19 protein-coding genes and 1 riboswitch are annotated in these 21,389 nt (G+C 73.1%); of the genes, 7 read left to right on the forward strand and 12 right to left on the reverse strand.

Annotated features, from left to right (window positions below; genetic code table 11):
- Nucleotides 1-7: 7 nt before the first annotated feature.
- Nucleotides 8-262, reverse strand: a complete 255-nt coding sequence (locus ACFC1F_RS00960) for a hypothetical protein (RefSeq protein WP_148643356.1) — start codon at nucleotides 260-262, stop codon at nucleotides 8-10.
- 106 nt (nucleotides 263-368) lie between these two features.
- On the opposite strand from ACFC1F_RS00960, the gene ACFC1F_RS00965 reads away from it, so the two are divergent.
- Both ACFC1F_RS00965 and ACFC1F_RS00970 read left to right on the forward strand, forming a co-directional pair.
- Entirely contained in the window at nucleotides 369-770 is a 402-nt protein-coding gene (locus ACFC1F_RS00965) for a hypothetical protein (protein ID WP_209412909.1), read from the forward strand.
- A 97-nt stretch (nucleotides 771-867) separates the two neighbouring features.
- Nucleotides 868-2,505 (forward strand): DNA repair helicase XPB, encoded by a 1,638-nt coding sequence (locus ACFC1F_RS00970; protein ID WP_376154768.1) that lies wholly within the window; start codon nucleotides 868-870, stop codon nucleotides 2,503-2,505.
- 13 nt (nucleotides 2,506-2,518) lie between these two features.
- Here ACFC1F_RS00970 and ACFC1F_RS00975 read toward each other — a convergent pair whose 3' ends face one another.
- Nucleotides 2,519-2,719 carry a hypothetical protein gene (locus ACFC1F_RS00975; protein ID WP_148643359.1) on the reverse strand — a complete coding sequence of 67 codons (201 nt, stop codon included), beginning with the start codon at nucleotides 2,717-2,719 and terminating at the stop codon, nucleotides 2,519-2,521.
- Between the two features lie 105 nt (nucleotides 2,720-2,824).
- Nucleotides 2,825-6,778 (reverse strand): HEAT repeat domain-containing protein, encoded by a 3,954-nt coding sequence (locus ACFC1F_RS00980; RefSeq protein ID WP_376154770.1) that lies wholly within the window; start codon nucleotides 6,776-6,778, stop codon nucleotides 2,825-2,827.
- A gap of 132 nt (nucleotides 6,779-6,910) precedes the next feature.
- Here ACFC1F_RS00980 and ACFC1F_RS00985 point away from each other — a divergent pair, with 132 nt between their 5' ends.
- Together ACFC1F_RS00985 and ACFC1F_RS00990 are read left to right on the forward strand one after the other, a co-directional pair.
- Complete coding sequence (locus ACFC1F_RS00985) at nucleotides 6,911-7,465, forward strand: hypothetical protein (RefSeq protein WP_376154772.1); 555 nt, start codon at nucleotides 6,911-6,913, stop codon at nucleotides 7,463-7,465.
- 182 nt (nucleotides 7,466-7,647) lie between these two features.
- Entirely contained in the window at nucleotides 7,648-9,699 is a 2,052-nt protein-coding gene (locus ACFC1F_RS00990; RefSeq protein WP_376154773.1) for a HelD family protein, read from the forward strand.
- Between the two features lie 118 nt (nucleotides 9,700-9,817).
- Here the strand turns inward: ACFC1F_RS00990 and ACFC1F_RS00995 are convergent, their stop codons facing one another.
- The 3 genes from ACFC1F_RS00995 to ACFC1F_RS01005 form a co-directional block, all read right to left on the reverse strand.
- A complete protein-coding gene (locus tag ACFC1F_RS00995; protein ID WP_376154774.1) occupies nucleotides 9,818-10,504 on the reverse strand; it encodes a copper homeostasis protein CutC in 687 nt (228 codons plus the stop codon).
- A 152-nt stretch (nucleotides 10,505-10,656) separates the two neighbouring features.
- Nucleotides 10,657-11,589, reverse strand: a complete 933-nt coding sequence (locus tag ACFC1F_RS01000; RefSeq protein WP_376154776.1) for a hypothetical protein — start codon at nucleotides 11,587-11,589, stop codon at nucleotides 10,657-10,659.
- Nucleotides 11,586-11,933, reverse strand: a complete 348-nt coding sequence (locus ACFC1F_RS01005) for a PadR family transcriptional regulator (protein WP_209412904.1) — start codon at nucleotides 11,931-11,933, stop codon at nucleotides 11,586-11,588. Before ACFC1F_RS01005 ends, ACFC1F_RS01000 begins: the two co-directional genes overlap by 4 nt.
- 134 nt (nucleotides 11,934-12,067) lie before the next feature.
- Here ACFC1F_RS01005 and ACFC1F_RS01010 point away from each other — a divergent pair, with 134 nt between their 5' ends.
- On the forward strand, nucleotides 12,068-12,700 hold the full coding sequence (locus ACFC1F_RS01010) for a hypothetical protein (protein ID WP_376154778.1): 633 nt from the start codon (nucleotides 12,068-12,070) through the stop codon (nucleotides 12,698-12,700).
- Between the two features lie 113 nt (nucleotides 12,701-12,813).
- Here ACFC1F_RS01010 and ACFC1F_RS01015 read toward each other — a convergent pair whose 3' ends face one another.
- From ACFC1F_RS01015 to thrC, 5 genes are all read right to left on the reverse strand, one after another.
- Nucleotides 12,814-13,173: a hypothetical protein gene (locus tag ACFC1F_RS01015; RefSeq protein WP_376154780.1), complete on the reverse strand. Its 360-nt coding sequence runs from the start codon at nucleotides 13,171-13,173 to the stop codon at nucleotides 12,814-12,816.
- Nucleotides 13,174-13,298: 125 nt separating this feature from the next.
- Nucleotides 13,299-14,921 (reverse strand): chaperonin GroEL, encoded by a 1,623-nt coding sequence (groL, locus tag ACFC1F_RS01020; RefSeq protein WP_209412901.1) that lies wholly within the window; start codon nucleotides 14,919-14,921, stop codon nucleotides 13,299-13,301.
- A gap of 324 nt (nucleotides 14,922-15,245) precedes the next feature.
- Entirely contained in the window at nucleotides 15,246-15,449 is a 204-nt protein-coding gene (locus ACFC1F_RS01025; protein ID WP_030289665.1) for a cold-shock protein, read from the reverse strand.
- Between the two features lie 573 nt (nucleotides 15,450-16,022).
- Entirely contained in the window at nucleotides 16,023-16,301 is a 279-nt protein-coding gene (locus tag ACFC1F_RS01030) for a ubiquitin-like small modifier protein 1 (RefSeq protein WP_148643367.1), read from the reverse strand.
- Between the two features lie 42 nt (nucleotides 16,302-16,343).
- The gene (thrC, locus tag ACFC1F_RS01035) at nucleotides 16,344-17,624 is read right to left on the reverse strand and encodes a threonine synthase (RefSeq protein WP_209412900.1); all 1,281 of its coding nucleotides are present in this window, start codon (nucleotides 17,622-17,624) and stop codon (nucleotides 16,344-16,346) included.
- 17 nt (nucleotides 17,625-17,641) lie between these two features.
- A riboswitch (SAM riboswitch) is annotated at nucleotides 17,642-17,777 on the reverse strand.
- A gap of 161 nt (nucleotides 17,778-17,938) precedes the next feature.
- On the opposite strand from thrC, the gene ACFC1F_RS01040 reads away from it, so the two are divergent.
- On the forward strand, nucleotides 17,939-18,946 hold the full coding sequence (locus ACFC1F_RS01040) for a glucosyl-3-phosphoglycerate synthase (RefSeq protein ID WP_376154782.1): 1,008 nt from the start codon (nucleotides 17,939-17,941) through the stop codon (nucleotides 18,944-18,946).
- A gap of 38 nt (nucleotides 18,947-18,984) precedes the next feature.
- Nucleotides 18,985-20,526, forward strand: coding sequence for a trehalose-6-phosphate synthase (locus tag ACFC1F_RS01045; RefSeq protein WP_376154784.1), 1,542 nt, complete (start codon nucleotides 18,985-18,987; stop codon nucleotides 20,524-20,526).
- Here ACFC1F_RS01045 and otsB read toward each other — a convergent pair.
- Nucleotides 20,510-21,352: a trehalose-phosphatase gene (gene otsB / locus ACFC1F_RS01050; protein WP_209412897.1), complete on the reverse strand. Its 843-nt coding sequence runs from the start codon at nucleotides 21,350-21,352 to the stop codon at nucleotides 20,510-20,512. The two genes, ACFC1F_RS01045 and otsB, sit on opposite strands and share 17 nt — an antisense overlap.
- Nucleotides 21,353-21,389 lie beyond the last annotated feature (37 nt).

A 21,389-nucleotide genomic window follows, 5' to 3' on the forward strand; every position in this document is an offset into this window, starting at 1 on the left:
CGCAGGATCAGTGGCCCTGCTGGGCCTCCTTCACCTTCTCCTTGACCGCCTTGTCCGCCAGCGTGCCGATCTGGTCCTTGCCGACCGGCAGTTCGGGAGCCCCGGCCAGGTCGGCGATCAGGAAGGCGGGGGACGCGAGCAGCCCGCCCGGGCCCTCGCCGACGCCCGCGAGGGCGTGGGCGGAACCGGCGGAGGAGGCGGTCGCGGCGAAGGCCGAACCGAGGAGGGCGAGAGCGGTGAGGGCACGCTTCGACTTGTTCATGACCTGCTCTAACGAGCGACGCCCGCACTGGTCACAGCCCTGCGGTTGACGACCCCGCCGGCCCGGCGTAGTCCGGAGGAGAGGGGGGTTTGCGGAAGGAGTCACCATGCTCGGCGATCGGATAGCGGAGATTCGGAGCCAGGACACCGTCCGGCGGGTGCTCGCCGGCGGCGAGGGCCCGGTGGTCGAGGTCTCGTTCCAGGGCACGGGAGAGGTCCTCGGCACCCCGGTCACGGAGTTCGCCACCTACGAGTCGGAACTCCACGCCGACGGCACGCTGTTCGGTGAGGGCCAGGGCGTCGACATGACCGCCGACGGCCAGACCATCACCTGGCACGGCAGCGGCGTCGGCCACTTCACCGAGGGCGGCGGTGTCTCGTTCCGCGGCTCGGTCTTCTTCACCACCGCGTCCCCGCAGTTCTCCCGCCTGAACGGCATCGCCGGCGTCTTCGAGTTCGACTCCACCGCCGACGGCAAGAACAGCGCCAAGGTGTTCGAGTGGAAGTAGCCCCCGCCCGGGCGGCCTCCCGCCTTCCCCGCCGGATGCGCGACACTGGAGGGTCTGCGTCCCGACAGACCTGTCAGCCAGTGGAGGGCTCCCCCGCGTGAACGACGGACCGCTCATCGTCCAGAGCGACAAAACTCTTCTCCTGGAGATCGACCACCCCAAGGCCTCCGACTGCCGCCGCGCCATCGCGCCGTTCGCCGAACTGGAGCGCGCGCCCGAGCACGTGCACACCTACCGGGTGACCCCGCTCGGGCTGTGGAACGCGCGCGCCGCCGGGCACGACGCCGAGCAGGTGGTCGACGCCCTGGTGAAGTACTCCCGCTACCCCGTCCCGCACGCGCTGCTGGTCGACGTGGCCGACACCATGGCGCGCTACGGGCGGCTCAGGCTCTCCAAGCACCCCACCCACGGCCTGGTGCTCACCACCACGGACCGCCCGGTGCTGGAGGAGGTGCTGCGCTCCAAGAAGATCGTCCCGCTGGTCGGCGCCCGGGTGGACCCGGACACCGTCGTCGTCCACCCGTCCGAGCGCGGCCAGATCAAGCAGGTGCTGCTCAAACTCGGCTGGCCCGCCGAGGACTTCGCCGGCTACGTGGACGGCGAGGCGCACCCGATCGAGCTGGACCAGAACGGCTGGCAGCTGCGCCCGTACCAGGCGCAGGCCGTCGAGGGCTTCTGGCACGGCGGCTCGGGCGTCGTGGTGCTGCCCTGCGGCGCCGGCAAGACGCTGGTCGGCGCCGCCGCCATGGCCGAGGCCAAGTCGACCACGCTCATCCTGGTCACCAACACCGTCTCGGCCCGGCAGTGGAAGCACGAACTGGTCAAGCGCACCTCGCTGACCGAGGACGAGATCGGCGAGTACAGCGGGACGAAGAAGGAGATCCGCCCGGTCACCATCGCCACCTACCAGGTGATGACGACCAAGCGGAAGGGCGTCTACGCCCACCTGGAGCTGTTCGACGCCCGCAACTGGGGCCTGGTGGTCTACGACGAGGTGCACCTGCTGCCCGCGCCGGTGTTCAAGTTCACCGCCGACCTCCAGGCCCGCCGCCGGCTCGGCCTGACCGCCACCCTGGTCCGCGAGGACGGCCGCGAGGGCGACGTCTTCTCGCTCATCGGCCCCAAGCGCTTCGACGCCCCGTGGAAGGAGATCGAGGCGCAGGGCTACATCGCGCCCGCCGACTGCTGCGAGGTCCGGGTCACCCTCACCGACTCCGAGCGGCTCGCCTACGCGACCGCCGAGCCCGAGGAGCGGTACCGCTTCTGCGCCACCACCGCCACCAAGCGGCGGGTGGTGGAGGCGCTGGTCAAGAAGCACGAGAAGGACCAGACGCTGATCATCGGGCAGTACATCGACCAGCTGGACGAGCTCGGCGAGGCCCTGGACGCCCCGGTGATCAAGGGCGAGACCAGCAACGCCCAGCGCGAGAAGCTGTTCGAGGCCTTCCGGACCAAGGAGATCAGCGTCCTGGTGGTCTCCAAGGTCGCCAACTTCTCCATCGACCTGCCGGAGGCGACCGTCGCCATCCAGGTCTCCGGCACCTTCGGCTCCCGCCAGGAGGAGGCCCAGCGCCTGGGCCGCGTGCTGCGCCCGAAGGCGGACGGCCACGCGGCGCACTTCTACTCGGTGGTGGCCCGCGACACCGTCGACCAGGACTTCGCCGCCCACCGGCAGCGCTTCCTGGCCGAGCAGGGCTACGCGTACCGCATCATCGACGCGGACGACGTGTTGTAACCCCCGGCAACGCTCAGTACTTGACGCCGTCGCGCCCGAGGAAGACCACGCGCGCGGCGGTGTCGAGGGCGATGCCGACGTTGCGGACGGCGGTCTTCAGCGGACTGCGGCGCCGGCCGGGGCCGGTGGCCGCGGTGGCGGTGGCGCCCGCGGGGCGGGCAGGGGCGGACTTCTGGTTCGGCACTCGCGGCGCCGTGACGTGTACGGTGCTCATGCCTTCAACGGTAGGCTCCCGAGCGGTCCGGGCACATCACCCCAAAGGCCGTACCGGACGTGCCCCAGGTCGTCCTCCGGGTGTACGCAGGCCCCTCCCCGTCCCCTAGAGGTCCCCTCCCCCGTCCCCTACCCCTCCCCCTACGGGTCGGTAGAAGTGGGAGAGCACGTCCAGGGCGACCCGGGCCGCGATCCCGGCGGCCTGCTCCTGCTTGGTCTCCTTGTCCTCCCGCATGGCCTCGTCCCCGAGGTCGCTGATGCACTTGACGATGCCCGCGTTGACGTAGGCGCCCGCCTTGTCCCCCTCGTACACGGCGTGCAGGACCCCGTGGGCCTCGGTCTCCATGCCGTACACGTCGGTGGACATGGCGAGCATGGCCCGGCGCAGCGGCGCGTCCTCCCAGGCGACCACCTTCTCCCCGCTGGCGTAGTCCTTCACGTGCAGGCGGTGCCCGTCGAGCGCGTCGTCCAGGTCGCCGTCCACGTGGAGGTCCTGCACCAGCCGGAGCAGCTGCTCGTCCGTCCGGTAGGCCTGCTGGCGGTTGCCCGCCCCGTCGGCCTGGAGGCGCTCGGGGTCGTAGTTGTGGACGACCTTCCCGAAGAGGACGTCGTGGAGCCGCACGCCGCGTTCGGCGAAACCGCCGGCGACGCCGACCAGCAGCAGCAGCGAGCAGTCGTAGTCGGCCATCACCGCCTGGGTGAGGGCGGCCGCCGCCTGGCCGCCCTTGTCGGTGGCCTTGGCCGCGACGACCCGGACGGGCCCCTGGCTCCCCGGCAGGGTGAAGGTGCGGTAGTACCTGCTGCCCTTCTGCACCTTCGTCACCGGGATCCCCCGCTGCTTCACCTCGTCCAGCAGTGCACGGAACTCCACCTGGATCGCGGTGAGGACGGCGACGTCGAACTCCCCGGCGGACGGTTCCGCCGGCTCCGCCGCGGCCGGTCCGGGCCGAAAGCCTGCCATGATCTCCTCGGGTCTCTCTCTGAGCCGTTCCATGTCGCCGCGCACGGCCTGGCGCCATTCGTTGAGCCGCGCGTAGGGCACCAGCCGGCGTTCCAGGAACGGGCGGCCCCCGCACTCCGCGGCCGTCTCCTCCAGCACCCGGATGATCCGCCGGGACACGTCCAGGGGCAGCACGGCGAGCGGTGAGAGCACCGCGTTGACGGTGCCGCTCCAGGTGGCCTCGTCGGTCAGCAGCCGGGCCACGGAGGGCAGGAGGTGGTCGGCGAGCTTCTCGTTGTAGCCGTACATCCAGAGCGCGGCCGCCCCCGCGCTGCCCAGCACGCCGTTGTCGGTGTCCCGCTTGCGCTTGTCGCTGCGGGGCTTCTCCGGATCTATCAGGAACCGGATCAGCTCGCTGCTGATGACGTTGGCCTGGGCGAGGCCCCGGACGGCCTCCGTCCGGTTCAGCGGGTCGGAGTCGAGCCGGGCGACCCGGTTGAGCCAGTGCCGGACGTCCTCGTGGGCGGCCTGCCGGGCCAGGAGGTTGACGATCGTCCCGCGGAACTTCCGCGCCGACGACACGTCGGACCCGATGTAGTTGCGGGCGGACTCGGCGAAGGGGATGAGCCAGAGCTGGGGCTCGGTGGCGAGCGCGCCGATCGACCACACGGCGGAGCCGCGGGTGGTGAAGTCCTCGGCCGGGTCCTCGACGACCCTGCGCAGTCCGGGGAGCACCGAGGCGTCCCCGAGCCCGCCCAGCGCGTTGGCGGCGGCGCCCCGGACCCAGGAGTTGGTGTCGGCCTCCATCACGGCGCCCAGCACCGGGGCCGCCGACCCGTCGCCGAGCCGCCCCAGGGCGTGCACGGCGGATCCGCGCACCCCCTCGTCCGGATCGCGCTGCGCCGCCGCGCCGAGCACCGCGACCGCCGACCGGTCCCCCAGCCGCCCCAGCGCGGTGGCCGCGGAGCCGCGCACCACGGGGTCCTCGTCCCCCTCCACCACGGCACGCAGGGCCGGGGCCGTGGACCGGTCCCCGAGGAACCCCAGCGCATTGGCCGCCGAGCCGCGCACCACGGAGTCGGGGTCGCCCTTCAGCGCCGCCTGCAGGGCCGTCACCCCGGAGCGGTCCCCGATCCTCCCCAGCGCGGTGGCCGCCGAGGCGCGCACCACGGGGTCGTCGTCCTTCTCCAGCACCGTCTGCAGGGTCGGCACCGTGGTCCGGTCCCCGAGCTTGCCCAGGGTGTTGGCCGCGGTGCCGCGCACCACCGGGTCCGCGTCACCCGTCACGGTCGCCTTCAGTGCCGGAACCACCGTCGGGTCCCCGATCAGGCCGAGCGCCTTCGCCGCGGCGCCCCGGACGGTCGGCACGGGGTCGGTGATCAGGGCGGCCGCCAGGGGCGCCAGTGCCTCGACGGGGCGGTTGCGGGCCAGCCACAGGGCCGTCCTGCCCCGGTTGGCGGACGACGGGTCGTCCGCCAGGCGCGCCAGCCGGGTGGCCACCAGGGCTTCGGAGGGTTCGCCCGCGGCGCCGGCCTCGGCCTGTGCCCGGTGCTGGTCCTTCTCCTGCCGCAGCTTGCGCCGGCGCAGCTGCTGGAGGTGTTCCGGCGTCAGCGTCTCGTTCCACAGGGATTCGAGGACGCCGCGCACCATCAGCGGGTCCCGCTCCTTCAGGTCCTCCAGCAGCCCGTAGTCCACCCCCTCCTTCACGACGTGGAAGGGCACCCGTCCGAGCGACGTCGCCAGGTCGTCCCGGTGTCTGCGGTCTCCGCAGAAGTGCTCGCCGAGGGCCCGCCAGATGCTCGCCCGCGACTCGTCGGAGAGCCGGCCGCGGTTGGCGACCAGGACGTCGAGCAGCACGCTGGGCCGCAGGTCCTCCCGGCGGGCCAGCACGGCCTCCGTCGCCCGCCCGGTGTCCTCCTGGAGGCCCAGCCAGTCGCCGACGCACTGGTCGAGGTCGAAGGCGAGCGGCGGCAGGCTGCTGTTCTGCCAGCCCAGGGCCAGCCCGAAGTCGACGATCGACTGGTGGAGCAGCCGGTAGGACTGCTCCTGGTGGTGCTCGGTGGTCTCGACCGCCACCATCTGCGTGTTCAGGAACTCCTCGATGAGCCCGTCCAGCCCGGTCCGGTCGTCCCAGACCCGGTCGAGGACGGCCCTGAGGTCGTTGCGCCGGAAGCCGCTCTCACCCTCCTTGCCCGCCACCACCAGCGCCGCGGCGCAGAGCACGGACTCCAGGTGCAGGCCCTGGCCCCTGAGCCGGTCCGCCGCGGGGTCGGCGTGGTTCCCCGCCGGGTTCCGGTGGACGGTCCGGCGCAGCAGCTCGGCCCGCGAGCGGGGCAGCGGGGCCGAGCGGTCGTCGCCCTCGGTCTGCAGCAGGCCCGCCAGCAACGACAGCAGCAGGGGGTTCCAGATCGCGCCGTCCAGGCCCGCGGCCCGGATCTCCTTCAGGGCCGCGTCGGGTTCGAGCCCGCGCGCCCGCAGGTAGCCGCCGGACTCCCCCTCGGTCAGCGGGGCGATCGTGAGCCGCTTGATCGAGCGCAGCCCCGCCGACCCCAGCCGCTCCGGCTCGGTCCGCGAGGTCGCCAGCACCGGGTAGCGGTGCGAACCGTCCAGCAGGAGGCGGACGAAGCGCATCTCCTTCGGGTTCAGCTCGCGTTCCAGCTCGTTGACGGCGTCGATCAGGAAGACGCCCCTGCGCTGCTTGAACCTCGCCTTCCAGAGGGGCTCGTCGATGTCCGGCGGGCACTGCGCCCGGCCGAAGTCCAGCGGGTCACCGAGGTGTTTGAAGCCGTAGGCCAGGGTGTCCCGGTTGACCTGGACGCAGGCCACCTCGGCGGCGAGCAGGTCCATCGCCATGTGGGTGACGAGCGAGCTCTTCCCGCTGCCGGCCACCCCGTCGACCAGGTAGGTCCGTGGCGGGAACCCGGCCAACTGGTCGAGGAGCCACCGGTACGGCCGCTGCGCGACCTCGGTCTGGTCCTCCGGCTCCCCGTCGCCCTCCGGCTCCTCGCCCTCGTACTCCTGCTCCTCGCCGTCGGCCTCCGTGAGGTGGAAGGTCGGCGGGATGTAGCCGGCAACCCGCTTCTTCGCCACCCGCGCACGGTAGGCCGCCCATCCTGACATGGCGTCATGTTAGCCATGCCGCAGGGACTTCCGGGCCGGATCCGCGGCCCCGGCCGAAGGCCTCCCAGCCTGGACCGGCCCACGCCCGGTCGGGCAAGATGGCCGTCCGTCGACGTCACAGGGGGAGGGACAGTGTCGCCTCAGGAGCAGAGCGTCGCCGTACAGGTGCTGCTCGCGGAGTACACGTCCATCAAGGACGAGCAGAAGCAGCGGATCGGGTTCCGGGACAACCTCATCTACGCCACGCTCGCGTCGCTGGCCGCCGTCCTGGCGGCGACCCTGCAGTCCGGCGGGCACCCGGAACGGCTCCTGCTGCTGCCCCCGGTGACCTTCCTGCTCGGCTGGACGTACCTGATCAACGACCACAAGATCTCCTCCATCGGCCGGTACATCCGCGGCGACCTCGCCCCGCGCCTCGCCGCGGTCCTCCCGGGCGACACGACGGTGTTCGGCTGGGAGGCCTCACACCTGAGGGACGAGCGGCGGACCAGCCGCAAGTACCTGCAACTGGCGGCCAACCTGCTGGTGTTCTGCCTCTCCTCGGCCACCGCGATCGTCCTGTTCTGGGCCCACGACGGGAACGCGGGGTGGCAGACCGCCACGTCGGTGGCCGAGTTCGCCGGGCTGGGTGTGCTGGCGTTCCAGGTGGTCCGGTACGCCGACCTGGGGCCGCGCGGCACGGGCTGAATGGCACCGGAGCCGCAGGCGGTCTAGGATCGTCCGTCTGCCCCCTCCCGAACCGTGGTACCTGCTGAAGTCCCGCAGGCAGCCGGGGGAGGCGTCGACCGCACGGCAACCGGTCGGCCGTGTCCACCGTGAGCTCCAACGATCCGCTGCGCCCGTCTCCGGGGCAGCCGGGAAGGTTCGCTGTGCCCGCCACCCCCACCACCGACCCCCTCCAGCGCGAACGCGACCACCTGGCCTCCTCCCGGGCCGCGCTGCGCGCCATGCGGGAGGACGTCCAGTCGCTCGACATCAGCGACGTGACCGGCACCTGGGTCACCGCCCTCGTGCTGCAGAACCAGATCGAGGCCAGGATCGCCGCCCTGGCCGACCTCTCGCACACCCCGCTCTTCTTCGGCCGCCTGGACTACCTGCACGCGATCAGCGAGGAGCTCTCCGAGGGCTCCGGCGGGGAGAGCTTCTACATCGGCCGCCGGCACGTCCACGACGCCGACGGCGACCCGATGGTGATCGACTGGCGCGCGCCGGTCTCCCAGCCGTTCTACCGCGCCAGCCGGACCGAGCCGATGGACGTCGAACGCCGGCGCCGCTTCGGCTACACCGGCGGCGAGCTCACCGCGTACGAGGACGAGCACCTCAGCGACCCGGCCGAGTCGGACTCCGCCTCGGCCCTGCTCGCCGCCGAGATCGAGAAGCCCCGCGTCGGCCCGATGCGCGACATCGTCGCCACCATCCAGCCCGAGCAGGACGAGATCGTCCGCGCCGACATCACCGGCACCGTCTGCGTCCAGGGCGCGCCCGGCACCGGGAAGACCGCCGTCGGCCTGCACCGCGTGGCGTACCTGCTGTACGCGCACCGCGAGCGGCTCGCCCGGACCGGCACCCTGGTGATCGGGCCGAACAACGCCTTCCTCTCCTACATCGAGCAGGTGCTGCCCGCCCTCGGCGAGCTGGACGTGGCGCAGGCCACCGTGCAGCAGCTGGTCGCGCACGTCGAGGTGAAGGGCGAGGACAGCGCCGAGGCGGCCCGGCTGAAGGGCGACGCCCGGATGGCCGAGGTGCTGCGCCGGGCGGTCCGGGCCGGCATCACGCTGCCCACCGAGCCCTGCGTGGTGGTCCGCGGCTCCCGGCGTTGGCGCGTCCCGGCGTACGAACTCGTCGAGATCGTCGAGGAGCTGAAGGGCCGCGAGATCCGCTACGGCGCCGCGCGCGACGCGCTGCCGCAGCGCATCGCGCACGCCGTGCTGCTGAAGATGGAGCAGGGCGGCGAGGCGCCGGACGACCGGGTGCAGGACGCGGTGGCCCGCAACCCCGCGGTCAAGGCGGTGGTCAAGGAGTGCTGGCCGCTGGTCGAGCCGGCCAGGCTGGTGCTGCGGCTGCTCTCCGACCCGGAGTTCCTCGCCGCGTGCGCGGACGGCGTGCTCACCCCCGAGGAGCAGCGGGCCGTGCTCTGGCCCAAGCCCGGCCGCTCCGTGAAGACCGCCCGCTGGACCCAGGCCGACGCCGTCCTGGTGGACGAGACGGCCGACCTGGTCCAGCGCACACCGTCGCTCGGGCACGTGGTGCTGGACGAGGCGCAGGACCTCTCGCCGATGCAGTACCGCGCGGTCGGCCGCCGCTGCACCACCGGCTCGGCGACCGTCCTCGGCGACCTCGCCCAGGGCACCACCCCGTGGGCGACGGCGAGTTGGGCGGACGCCCTGCACCACCTGGGCAAGCCGGCCGCCCACGTCGAGGAGCTGACCAAGGGCTTCCGCGTCCCCGAGGAGGTCATCGCCTACGCCTCCCGGCTGCTGCCCTCGATCGCCCCCGGCCTCGCCCCGGCGACCTCGGTCCGCGAGGCGCCCGGCTCGCTGACGGTCACCCGCGTCCCGGAGGACGGGCTGGAGAAGGCGGTCGTCGAGGCCTGCCACCGGGCGCTGGAGCACGAGGGCTCGACCGGGCTGATCGCCGCGGACGCGCGCATCCCGCTGCTCGCCGAGGCGCTCACCGCAGCCGGCCTGGCGTACCTCTCCCCCGGCGCCGAGACCAGTGCGCAGGCCCGGCTGACCCTCGTCCCGGCCTCGCTGGCCAAGGGTCTGGAGTACGACTACGTGGTCCTGGACGAGCCGGCCGCCGTCGTCGCCGGCGAACCGGACGAGCGGACCGGCCTGCGCCGCCTGTACGTGGCCCTCACCCGCGCCGTCTCCGGGCTGGCCGTGCTGCACGCCGAGCCGGTGCCCGGGCAGCTGGGCTGAGCGGCCGTACGGGGGCGGCGGGAGCCGGAGCGGAAAGCGGGAGGGGGACCGGCGTCTGCCGGTCCCCCTCCCACCGAGCCGACGGCCGCCGATCGCTCAGCCGTCGGCGCTTCCACGCTCAGCCATCGATCAGGGCACGCCACTCGGCGACCTTGCCGGCGTCCACCGGCGAGCCCCACCCGTCGGCGCGGACCGCCCCGCCGACGTGGAAGGCGTCGAAGCCGGCCGCCCGCAGGCCCGGCAGGTGATCGGCCCGCAGCCCGCCGCCGATCAGGATCCGCTGGCCGTAGCCGGGCTCGCCGGCCTTGGCCAGCTCGGCCTCCAGCGCCTCGCGGCCCGCGTCCACTCCGCCGGCCGCACCGGAGGTGAGGAAGGTGTCCAGCCCGGGCAGCGCACCGACGGCCGCGCGGACGGCGCCGCGGTCGGCGCTGTGGTCGACCGCCCGGTGGAAGGTCCAGCGGCAGCCGGCCACCGCCTCGGCGACGGCGCCGGTGGCGGCCAGGTCCACGGCGCCGTCGGCGTCCAGGAAGCCGAAGACGAACTCGTCCGCCCCCTCGGCCCGCAGCGCGGCGGCACGGGCCCGCAGCTCGTCCAGGTCGCCGGGCGCGAAGCCGTCCCGGATGCGCAGCATGACGCGCAGCGGGAGGTTCACCGCGGCACGGATCGCGGCGAAGTCCGCGACCGACGGGGTGAGTCCGTCGGCGGCCATGTCCGTGACCAGTTCGAGCCGGTCGGCGCCGCCCGACTCGGCGGCCTGGGCGTCCTGGGGCGTCAGCGCGATGACTTCGAAAATTGGTCTAGACATATCGGATAGCCTGCCACATCCGGGAGCCCCCGGCGAGCCCCCCGGCGGTCGCTCGGCCGGGAGCCCACGCCGGGGGCCCGCCCCGGTGACCGGTCAGACGATCGGCGCTGTGATCGGCGCGGCCATCGGTGCGGCCATCGGTGCGCGCCCGGTCAGGCGAGACCGCGGGCACCGCCGGCCCCGCCCCGGCTCCCGATCATCAGCGGCGCCGCCATCAGCACCACCGCCACGGCGGAGATCGGCAGCAGGTACCAGAGGCCGCCGGTCGTCTGCCAGAGCGTGAACATGCTGAAGGTGACGGTCAGCGGCAGCACCGCGAGCCCGATCGCCGCCGGCACCAGCCGGCCGCGCAGCGCCGTCAGCACCAGGAACAGCGGAGGGACCACCAGCGCGACCGAGCGCGGGCCGTTCAGCATGTAGTGGGAGTCGAAGCCGCCCTGGAGGGCGAAGAAGGACCAGCCGCCGACCATCGACGCCGGCACCACGGCGCGCGTGCGCCAGGTCGGCTCGGCCAGCAGCTCGCGCGGCGCCGCGATCACCAGCAGGCCGGCCAGCACGAACGGCATCGCCGAGGAGCCGACCGCCAGGATCCACCACGCGTCGACCCGGTCCACCGCGAAGGCGTCCTTCATGCCGAGCAGCCCGGCGGCCATCACCGCCACCGCGATCACCCGCGCCTCCGTCCAGCGTCCCAGGAACGCGGCGAGGGCCAGCAGCAGCGACGCCACCGGCTGCGCGAAGGCGGCCACCAGCGTGATCACCGACGAGGTGTGCCCGAGCCGCCAGGCGAGCAGGTCCGTGTCGCTGACCCACGGGTACAGCCCGGCCCCCGCGATCGCCCCGGCGATCACCGGCGCGGCCAGCGCCAGCAGCCGCCCGCCGGCGGAGAAGGCGGTCAGCCGGGTGCGCACCCGCAGCCCGTACGCGGCGAGGTCCAGCGCCTCCCGGACGACGGCGGGCGCCCCGGCCTCGGCCGTGGTGTCGGAGAAGACGGCGGCCAGCTCGTCCCCGCGCTCACGGCGGTAGCGTGCCGGGTAGAACCGGAGCGCGGCCTTCACCGCCACCGTCGGCGTGGTCATCGTCATGCGAAGGTCCCCCTGGTCCTCGGGCGAAACACGGAGAGGCGGCGCTCCGCCTCGGTGGCGACGGCGCGCAGCCGCTCCGCCTCGGTGGCCAGGGAGGTCCGGCCGGCGGCGGTCAGCGCGTACGTGCGCCGGGCCCGGCCGTCCACCACCTCCTCGGCCGCGACCTCGATCAGGCCCTGCTGGAGCAGCCGGTCGAGGGCGCCGTAGAGCGTGCCGGTGCGCATCGCGACCCGGCCGCCGGAGATCGCGGAGACCTCCTGGATCAGCGCGTAGCCGTGCCTGGGAGCGTCGGCCAGTGCGGTGAGCAGAAGCAGCGTGGGCTCCTGCATGGAGCGTTCGGTCATGGAACTACATATATCGTCAAACTACCTATAGGTCCAGCGGAAACCCCGCCCGGGACCCGGCGGACTCCTCCCGGGCCGGGACCAGGTGGACCCCCGGCGGACTCCCGGCACGCCCGGCCACCACAATGGCTCCCATGCCGACCGACGACCTGCTCACCGCCTGGACCGCCCTGCTGCACCGCTGCGGCACGGACACCGACCCCGAGCCGGCCGGGCGGGAGCTGCTGCGCCGCTGGACCGAGCCGCAGCGCCGCTACCACACCGCCGACCACCTGCGGGCGGTGCTGGACCAGGTGGACGCGCTGGCCGGGCACGCCGAGTCCGCGGACACCGTCCGCCTCGCCGTCTGGTTCCACGACGCCGTCTACCGCCCCGACCGCTCCGAGAACGAGGAGCGCAGCGCCGCCCTCGCCGTCCTGGCGCTCACCGGGGCGGGCCTGCCGGAGCAGCAGACCGCCGAGGTCGCCCGGCTGGTCCGGCTCACCGTCACCCACCACCCCGAACCGGGCGACCGCGACGGCGAGGTGCTCTGCGACGCGGACCTCGCCGTCCTCGGCGGCTCCCCCGAGGCGTACGCGGCGTACGCGGCCGCCGTCCGCGAGGAGTACGCCTTCGTGCCGGAGCCGGACTTCAGGGCCGGCCGCGCCGCCGTCCTGCGTCAGCTGCTCGCGCTCCCCGCGCTCTACCGCACCCCCACCGCCCACGCGCGCTTCGACGCCCCCGCCCGCGCCAACCTGGCCGCCGAACTCGGCCGCCTCGAAGGCTGAGAGGCCCAGAGGCCTGGAGGCCCGGAGGCCCGGAGGCCGGGCCCCCGGGCGGCCTGCCCGAAGGCCGGCCGCCCGAAGCGGCTGCGCAGGGCCCGGGCCGCTCGAAGGCCGCGTCAGGAGAGCTGCCCGACGGGCGCCACGACCGCGCCCTCCTTGCCGCAGACCCAGTGCGGCTCCGGCCCCAGTTCGGGCTCGACGCTGAGCGCGTGCGGGTCCCCCTCGGCCGCGCACGCGGCGCAGAGCGGCCAGCGGCCGTACGCCTCCAGCAGCGCGTCCTGGACGTCCTGGGCGACCAGCCCGAGCACGTACTCGGTGCCCTCCGGCCACTGCTCCAGCCACCAGCGGCGGTGGGTCACGGCCGTCTCGACCAGCGACACCACGGCGGCGTCCGCCACGTCCTTCGCGGTCAGGTCGGCCAGGATCAGCGCCCGCGCGTTGTGCAGGGCGGTCTCGATGTCATCAGCGGAAGCCATCCGTCCATTGTCCCAAAGGAGCCGCCCCGATCGGCAGTCCCGCCGGCCCCCGGGGAAACGCCGCACGGGCGGCCCCCCGAAGGGGACCGCCCGTGCGGACGAAGACCAACCGATCCCGGAGGGGATCAGAAGTCCATGTCACCGCCCGGCATGCCGCCGCCGGCGGCCGCGGCGGCCTTCTCCGGCTTGTCGGCGATGACGGCCTCGGTGGTGAGGAAGAGCGCCGCGATGGAGGCGGCGTTCTGCAGCGCGGAACGGGTGACCTTGGCCGGGTCGATGATGCCCTCGGCGATCAGGTCGACGTAGGTGTTGGTGGCCGCGTTCAGGCCGTGACCGGCGGGGAGGTTGCGCACCTTCTCCACCACGACGCCACCCTCGAGGCCGGCGTTGGTCGCGATCTGCTTGATCGGGGCCTCCAGGGCCACGCGGACGATGTTGGCACCGGTGGCCTCGTCGCCCTCCAGCTCCAGCTTGTCGAACGCGACACCGGCCTGCAGCAGGGCGACGCCACCACCGGCGACGATGCCCTCCTCGACGGCGGCCTTGGCGTTGCGGACGGCGTCCTCGATGCGGTGCTTGCGCTCCTTGAGCTCCACCTCGGTGGCCGCGCCGGCCTTGATGACGGCCACGCCGCCGGCCAGCTTGGCGAGGCGCTCCTGGAGCTTCTCGCGGTCGTAGTCCGAGTCGCTGTTCTCGATCTCGGCGCGGATCTGGTTCACGCGGCCGGCGACCTGGTCGCTGTCGCCGCCACCGTCGACGATGGTGGTCTCGTCCTTGGTGATGACCACCTTGCGGGCGGTGCCCAGCAGGTCGATGCCGGCGTTCTCCAGCTTGAGGCCGACCTCCTCGGAGATCACGGTGCCACCGGTGAGGATGGCGATGTCGCCGAGCATGGCCTTGCGGCGGTCGCCGAAGCCCGGGGCCTTGACGGCGACGGACTTGAAGGTGCCGCGGATCTTGTTCACGACCAGGGTCGACAGGGCCTCGCCCTCGACGTCCTCGGCGATGATGACGAGCGGCTTGCCGCTCTGCATGACCTTCTCCAGCAGCGGGAGCAGGTCCTTGACCGAGCCGATCTTGGAGTTGGCGATGAGGATGTACGGGTCCTCGAACGTCGCCTCCATGCGCTCCAGGTCGGTGGCGAAGTAGGCGGAGATGTAGCCCTTGTCGAAGCGCATGCCCTCGGTGAGCTCGAGCTCCAGGCCGAAGGTGTTGCTCTCCTCGACGGTGATGACGCCTTCCTTGCCGACCTTGTCCATGGCCTCGGCGATGAGCTCGCCGATCTGGGTGTCGGCGGCCGAGATGGAGGCGGTGGAGGCGATCTGCTCCTTGGTCTCCACGTCCTTGGCCTGGGCCAGCAGCTGGTCCGAGACGGCGGCGACGGCCTTCTCGATACCGCGCTTCAGGGCCATCGGGTTGGCGCCGGCGGCGACGTTGCGCAGACCCTCGCGGACGAGCGCCTGGGCGAGCACGGTGGCGGTGGTGGTGCCGTCACCCGCGACGTCGTCGGTCTTCTTGGCGACCTCCTTGACGAGCTCCGCGCCGATCTTCTCGTACGGGTCCTCGAGCTCGATCTCCTTGGCGATGGAGACACCGTCGTTGGTGATCGTGGGGGCGCCCCACTTCTTCTCCAGCACGACGTTGCGGCCCTTGGGGCCGAGCGTGACCTTCACTGCGTCGGCGAGCTGGTTCATGCCACGCTCAAGGCCGCGGCGAGCTTCCTCATCAAAGGCGATGATCTTGGCCATCAGAAGTGGTCCTCCGGGACACGGTCGACTGCTCGGACCAAGGGGTGCCCGCGACGGACGGCCCTGGTGTGCGGGGGTCCTTTCCCCTACCGCTCCCGGGGGCCTCACCGACCCGGTCCGCTGTCACTCTCACGCTGTGAGTGCTAACGCCAATGATTAGCACTCTCGGTGGTCGAGTGCAAGCCCAACGGGCAACCCGCGAGCCGTACCGGCCACCCGCCGGACACGGCGGCGGGCCCGTACGACGTGTGTCGCACGGGCCCGCCGCGAAGCAAGAGGCGCACCAGCCGATGGGCCGAGCCGAACTCCTGGGTGCCGGAAAGGTCAGACCGCCGCGCGGACCATGTCCGCCTGCGGGCCCTTCTGCCCCTGAGAGATCTCGAACTCGACCCGCTGGCCCTCCTCAAGGGTGCGGTAGCCGTCCATCTGGATCGCGCTGTAGTGGACGAAGACGTCCGCACCACCGTCGACCGCGATGAAGCCGTAGCCCTTCTCCGCGTTGAACCACTTGACGGTGCCCTGAGCCATTCCGAACTCCCCTAGTGCTGTGCTGGCCCTTCACGCGCCCGCAGGTCGCGGGCGCGGGTCTGTTGAGGCCGGCCCGGGGAACCCCCCCTGGGCGCAGCCGTGCACGCCACAATCCCCACCGGGATCACCGGACGGCGTCCGGCGAAGGGGCGATTGCGTCGACCGCGGCTGAATGTATCCGGATCGACGCCCTCTGCAACAGGGTCAGCAGCCGGGAATTCCCCCGGCCCGTCAAGGGACAGGACGGGCCAAAAGGTCAGAAACCCTCGCATTTTGCGCCGGACATAGCGGACGAATTACCCAAATGCCCTCAAGAATTCTGACATCGGCCTGACATGATTCACGGCCGCGGGCCCTGCGCCGGTCTCAGCGGCCGGACGGACACCGGCGGTACGGGGCGCTACAGGGGCGACGACCGGTGCGAGGGGGAGGGGGAGCCCTCTTCCCGGTCCAGCGACACTCTACTCCGACCGGCCGGGAAACATTCCCGCCGGAATGCGCCGGGAAAAGCGTCGGCCGCCCGCGCGTACGGATTCCCGTACACGCGGACGGCCGGTCCGGCAATGGCGCGGCTCAGCAGCCCCCGGCCACCGCGGGAATGATCGAAACGCTCGCGCCGTCCTTGATCTCGGTGGCCAGGCCCTCCGCGAACCGCACGTCGTCGTCATTGACGTAGACGTTGACGAAACGGCGGAGCTTGCCGGTGTCGTCCAGGACCCGGGCGGCGATCCCGGCGTGGTTCTTCTCCAGGTCGGCGATGACCTCGCCCAGGGTGGCACCCTCGGCGGCCACCTCGGCGGCGCCGCCGGTGTAGGTGCGCAGGATGGTCGGGATGCGGACGTTGGCGCTCATGGGGGTCTCCTTGCGGCGGGGTGACGGCAGGGGTGGAGGGAGTCAGGCGGAGGCGAGGCCGGCGTCGCGGAACGAGGCCAGCGTCGGGCGGATGACGGCGGTCATCCCGGCGTCGGAGACGGCGTCCAGCGTCTTCAGGCCGTCGCCGGTGTTGATCGCGACGGTCTCCTTCGCCGGGTCCAGCTGACCGGTCTCGACCAGCTTCTTCAGCACGCCGACGGTCACCCCGCCCGCGGTCTCGGCGAAGACGCCCTCGGTCCGGGCCAGCAGCTTGATCGCGGCCACCACCTCGGCGTCCGTCACGTCCTCGACGGCGCCGCCGGTGCGGCGGGCGATGTCCAGCACGTACGGGCCGTCGGCCGGGTTGCCGATCGCCAGCGACTTGGCGATGGTGTCCGGCTTGACCGGCCGGATCACGTCGTGGCCGGCCTTGAACGCCGCCGACACCGGCGAGCACCCCTCCGCCTGGGCGCCGAAGATCCGGTACGGCCGGTCCTCGACCAGGCCGAGCCTGATCAGCTCCTGCAGCCCCTTGTCGATCTTGGTCAGCTGCGAGCCCGAGGCGATCGGGATCACGATCTGCTCCGGCAGGCGCCAGCCCAGCTGCTCGCAGATCTCGTACGCCAGCGTCTTGGAGCCCTCGCCGTAGTACGGGCGCAGGTTGACGTTGACGAAGCCCCAGCCCTCGCCGGCCGGGTCGCCGATCAGCTCCGAGCAGAAGCGGTTCACGTCGTCGTAGTTGCCCTCGATGCCGACCAGCTCGCCACCGTAGACACCGGCCATCACGACCTTGCCCTGCTCCAGGTCGTGCGGGATGAACACGCAGGACTTGAAACCGGCCCGGGCGGCCGCGGCGCCCACCGCGCCGGCCAGGTTGCCGGTCGAGGAGCAGGAGAGCGTGGTGAAGCCGAACGCCCGCGCCGCCTCGATCGCACAGGCGACCACGCGGTCCTTGAACGAGTGCGTCGGGTTGCCCGAGTCGTCCTTGATGTGCAGCTGGGCGGTGAACCCGAGCTCGCGGCCCAGGTTGTCCGCCTTCACCAGCGGGGTCCAGCCGGGGTTGAGGTTCGGCTTGCCGGCCACGTCCGCCGGGACGGGCAGCAGTGGTGCGTAACGCCAGATCGACGCCGGACCGGCCTCGATCCGCTTGCGCAGCTCCTCCGCGCCCTCGCTGCCGAAGTCGTAGGCGATCTCCAGCGGCCCGAAGCACTCCAGGCAGGCGAAGCTCGGACCGAGCGGGAAGCGGGTACCGCACTCGCGACAGGACAGGGCGGCGGCGGGGCCGAGGTCAACGGTTGCGGGTGCGACGGTGTCGATAGCCATGATGGCGGAGGCCTCTCTCCTCATCTTCCCCGTGACGCGGACGCGCCACAGGCCGGAATTGGCACCTGTCCCGCCGGGGCCTGTCGACGACAGCCGCGCGAGAAGGTTGCCGGGACGTCAACGGGCCGTTCCCTCAGTCCCTCTGGATGAGCTCTGTGAAGTTGTTGGTCTTGCTCAGCGGCGACCCCGGCGTGCGAAGGTCCGACCGCTGTACGAAGACTGTATCCGAAGGCGCCAACACTGAACGGGACCGTCCGCCACGCGAGATGACGCGTCCCAGCCCGTCCCGTCCGCCCCCTGCCGAGGAGAGACCCGTGCCCGCCGACCCGACCACCGAGCTCCTCCCACAGGCGGCGTCCTGGCTGCGCCGCCGGTCGTGGAGCGCGGCCGACCGTCCGGTGCGCACCCTGCTGGACGCCAAGCAGGCGGCCGGGCGGGCGGGCACCGTCAGCGTCGTCCTCCCCGCCCTGGACGAGGAGGCCACCGTCGGCGACATCGTCCGCACCATCCGCCGCGAGCTGATGGAACGCCTGCCGCTGGTCGACGAACTGGTCGTGGTCGACTCCGGCTCCGCCGACCGCACCGCCGCCGTGGCCGCCGAGGCCGGCGCCCGGGTGGTCCAGCGCGACGAGATCCTCCCGCGGCTGCCCGCCGCCCCCGGCAAGGGCGAGGTGCTCTGGCGCTCGCTGCTGGCCACCAGTGGCGAGATCGTCTGCTTCGTCGACGCCGACCTGCGCGAGTTCGACCCGGCCTTCGTCTCCGGCATCGTCGGCCCGCTGCTCACCGAGCCGGACATCCAGCTGGTCAAGGCCATGTACGACCGCCCGCTCGAAACCGACGGGGCCGTCGTGCCGGCCGGCGGCGGCCGGGTCACCGAGCTGGTCGCCCGCCCGCTGCTCAACCTGCACTGGCCGGAACTGGCCGGTTTCGTCCAGCCCCTGGGCGGCGAGTACGCGGCCCGCCGCTCCCTGCTCGAACGGCTCCCGTTCCCCACCGGCTACGGCGTCGAACTCGGCCTGCTGGTCGACGCCCTGGAGACCGCCGGCCTGGACGCCCTCGCCCAGGTCGACGTCGGCGTCCGCCACCACCGCCACCAGGACGGCCAGGCGCTCGGACGGATGGCCGCCACCATCTACCGGACGGCGCTGGAACGGCTCGACCGCACGCACCGGCTCAAGGCCTCCGCCGACCTGGTGCACCCGCTGCTCACCCAGTTCACCCGCGACCCGCTGACCCGCGCGTTCACCGCCCACACCCACCCGGTCACCGCCCTCGAACGGCCGCCGATGCACACCGTCCCCGAGTACGTGAGCCGCCACTGAGGGGTTTGCGGTCCCGGGCCCCCGGCAACGTAGCAACCATGGGCGATCTCACGACCGAGCGTTCGAGTCAGACCGGCACCGCCCCCGTCCTGGTGGCCTCCAACCGGGGACCGGTGTCGTTCGGCACCGCGGACGACGGCACGCTGACCCTCCGGCGCGGCGGCGGAGGCCTGGTCTCCGGGCTCTCCGCCATCGACGACCCCGACGCCGTCTGGGTCTGCGCGGCCCTCGGCGACGCCGACCGCCGGGCGGCCCGGGAGGCACCGGACGGCCGCCTCGACCGGGCTGGCCACGACGTCGGCGGACAGGCCGTCCGGATGCTGGACATGGACCCCGCGACCTTCGCCCGCGCCTACAACGGCGTGGCCAACTCGACCCTCTGGTTCGTCCACCACCTGCTCTACGCCACCCCGACCGCACCCTCCTTCGACGCCGGGTTCCGCACCGAATGGCAGGCCTACACGGCCTACAACGCCGCCTTCGCCGACGCCCTGGCCGCCGAGGCCGCCCCCGGGGCGGCCGTCCTGGTCCAGGACTACCACCTCTCGCTGACCCCGGCCCTGCTCCGCGCCGCCCGGCCCGACCTGCGGATCGGCCACTTCTCGCACACCCCCTGGGCCCCGCCCGAGTACTTCCGGCTGCTGCCCGACGACGTCGCCGAGGCCGTCCTCACCGGCATCCTCGGCGCCGACCGGGCCGGTTTCCTCACCCGCCGCTGGGCGCTGGCCTTCGCCGACTGCTGCGAGCAGCTCCTCGGCGCCACCGTCGACCGCGCCGCGCTCACCGTCACCCTCCGGGGGCGCACCACCCGGCTCGGCGTCCACGCCCTCGGCGCCGACGCCGAGTTCCTGCGCGAACGCGCCCACCGCCCCGACGTCGACGAACGCCTCGCCGTCCTGCGCGAGGCCGTCGGCGACCGCCGCACCGTCGTCCGGGTCGACCGCACCGAGCTGAGCAAGAACATCGTCCGCGGCTTCCAGGCCTACCGGCACCTCCTGCGGACCCGCCCCGAGTGGCTGGACCGCGTCGTCCACATCGCCTTCGCGTACCCGTCCCGGACCGACCTCGCCGAGTACCGCGACTACACCGCCCAGGTCCAGCAGCTCGCCGCCGAGATCAACGCCGAGTTCGCCACGCCCTCCTGGCAGCCGCTGATCCTGCACGTCGACGACGACTTCCCGCGCTCGCTCGCCGCCTACCGGCTGGCCGACGTCGCCCTGGTCAACCCGATCCGCGACGGCATGAACCTGGTCGCCAAGGAGGTGCCGGTGGTCTCCGACCGGGGCTGCGCCCTCGTCCTGTCCCGCGAGGCCGGCGCGTACGCCGAGCTGGCCGACGACGCCCTGACGGTCAACCCGTACGACGTCATCGCCACCGCGCAGGCCCTGCACAGCGCGCTCACCATGCCCGCCGGGGATCGCGCCGACCGCACGAAGCGCCTCGCCGCCGCCTCGACGGCGCTGCCGCCCCAGCAGTGGTTCCTCGACCAGCTGCACGCCCTGCACGCCCTGGACGCCGGCGGCGACACCGCCGACCCCGACCCCGGCCCCGGACCCGGCCCGGTCAACGAGGCCGGCTGAGCTCCGCCCCCAGCCGCTCCAGCAGCTCCACCACGCCGGCCGGGCCCCCGACCACCAGGTCGGCCCGGTCGGCGAGCTCCCTCACCGGCGCGTCCCCCACCGCGCCGCTGCACACCAGCAGCCCGGCGACGCCCTCCCCGCGCAGCTTCTCCACCGCCGCGAAGGCCGCCACGTCGCCCAGGTCGTCCCCCGCGTAGAGCACCGACCGCGCGCCCCGCTCCCGCAGGAACCCGCTCAGCGCGGCGCCCTTGTCGACCCCCGGCGGCCGCAGCTCCAGCACCAGCCGGCCGGGCTCCACCATCAGCCCGTGCTCCGCGGCCAGCGCCTCCACCGGCGGGCGCAGCAGCTCCATCGTCTCCTCCGGCGCCGCCGTCCGCCGCATGTGCACCGCGAGCGAGCGCCCCTTGTCCTCCACCCACGTCCCGGCCGGCGCTCCGGCCCCCGCCAGCACCTCGTCCAGCACGGCCCGTACCGCGGCGACCCCGGGGTGCACCGGGGGCGCCGTCACCACGCCGTCCTCCCAGCGCTCGGCCCCGTAGTGCCCCAGCACCACCACGCCGTCGATGCCGTCGAACCCCCCGTACTCGACGGCCAGCCCGGCGGGCCTGCCGGTGACCACCACCGTCGCCCCCACCCGCGGCGTCAGCGCGCGCAGCGCCCCCGCCACCCCGGGGTGCGCCCGCGCCCGGCCGGGGTCGGCCACAATCGGTGCCAGCGTCCCGTCGAAGTCCAGCGCCACCACGGCGTCCCGCGGCGAGGCGAGGACCGCCTCCAGCCCCTGGCGTCCGGCGTCCGTCCTCAGCTGCAAACTCTCCTCAAGCCCCATGCCGGGACCCATACCCACCCGTGCCCGCGGAAGCACC

It is taken from the genome of Kitasatospora sp. NPDC056181, assembly GCF_042266225.1.
Taxonomy (GTDB): Bacteria; Actinomycetota; Actinomycetes; order Streptomycetales; family Streptomycetaceae; genus Kitasatospora.

Coding starts and splice junctions, on each gene's coding strand:
- ACFC1F_RS00980 (WP_376154770.1), bottom strand. CDS start 6,778: ATGTCAGGATGGGCGGCCTACCGTGCGCGGGTGGCGAAGAAGCGGGTT.
- ACFC1F_RS01005 (WP_209412904.1), bottom strand. CDS start 11,933: ATGACCGAACGCTCCATGCAGGAGCCCACGCTGCTTCTGCTCACCGCA.
- ACFC1F_RS00975 (WP_148643359.1), bottom strand. CDS start 2,719: ATGAGCACCGTACACGTCACGGCGCCGCGAGTGCCGAACCAGAAGTCC.
- ACFC1F_RS00960 (WP_148643356.1), bottom strand. CDS start 262: ATGAACAAGTCGAAGCGTGCCCTCACCGCTCTCGCCCTCCTCGGTTCG.
- otsB (WP_209412897.1), bottom strand. CDS start 21,352: ATGGGGCTTGAGGAGAGTTTGCAGCTGAGGACGGACGCCGGACGCCAG.
- ACFC1F_RS01045 (WP_376154784.1), top strand. CDS start 18,985: ATGGGCGATCTCACGACCGAGCGTTCGAGTCAGACCGGCACCGCCCCC.
- ACFC1F_RS01025 (WP_030289665.1), bottom strand. CDS start 15,449: ATGGCTCAGGGCACCGTCAAGTGGTTCAACGCGGAGAAGGGCTACGGC.
- thrC (WP_209412900.1), bottom strand. CDS start 17,624: ATGGCTATCGACACCGTCGCACCCGCAACCGTTGACCTCGGCCCCGCC.
- groL (WP_209412901.1), bottom strand. CDS start 14,921: ATGGCCAAGATCATCGCCTTTGATGAGGAAGCTCGCCGCGGCCTTGAG.
- ACFC1F_RS01000 (WP_376154776.1), bottom strand. CDS start 11,589: ATGACGATGACCACGCCGACGGTGGCGGTGAAGGCCGCGCTCCGGTTC.
- ACFC1F_RS00995 (WP_376154774.1), bottom strand. CDS start 10,504: ATGTCTAGACCAATTTTCGAAGTCATCGCGCTGACGCCCCAGGACGCC.
- ACFC1F_RS01030 (WP_148643367.1), bottom strand. CDS start 16,301: ATGAGCGCCAACGTCCGCATCCCGACCATCCTGCGCACCTACACCGGC.
- ACFC1F_RS01010 (WP_376154778.1), top strand. CDS start 12,068: ATGCCGACCGACGACCTGCTCACCGCCTGGACCGCCCTGCTGCACCGC.
- ACFC1F_RS01015 (WP_376154780.1), bottom strand. CDS start 13,173: ATGGCTTCCGCTGATGACATCGAGACCGCCCTGCACAACGCGCGGGCG.
- ACFC1F_RS00965 (WP_209412909.1), top strand. CDS start 369: ATGCTCGGCGATCGGATAGCGGAGATTCGGAGCCAGGACACCGTCCGG.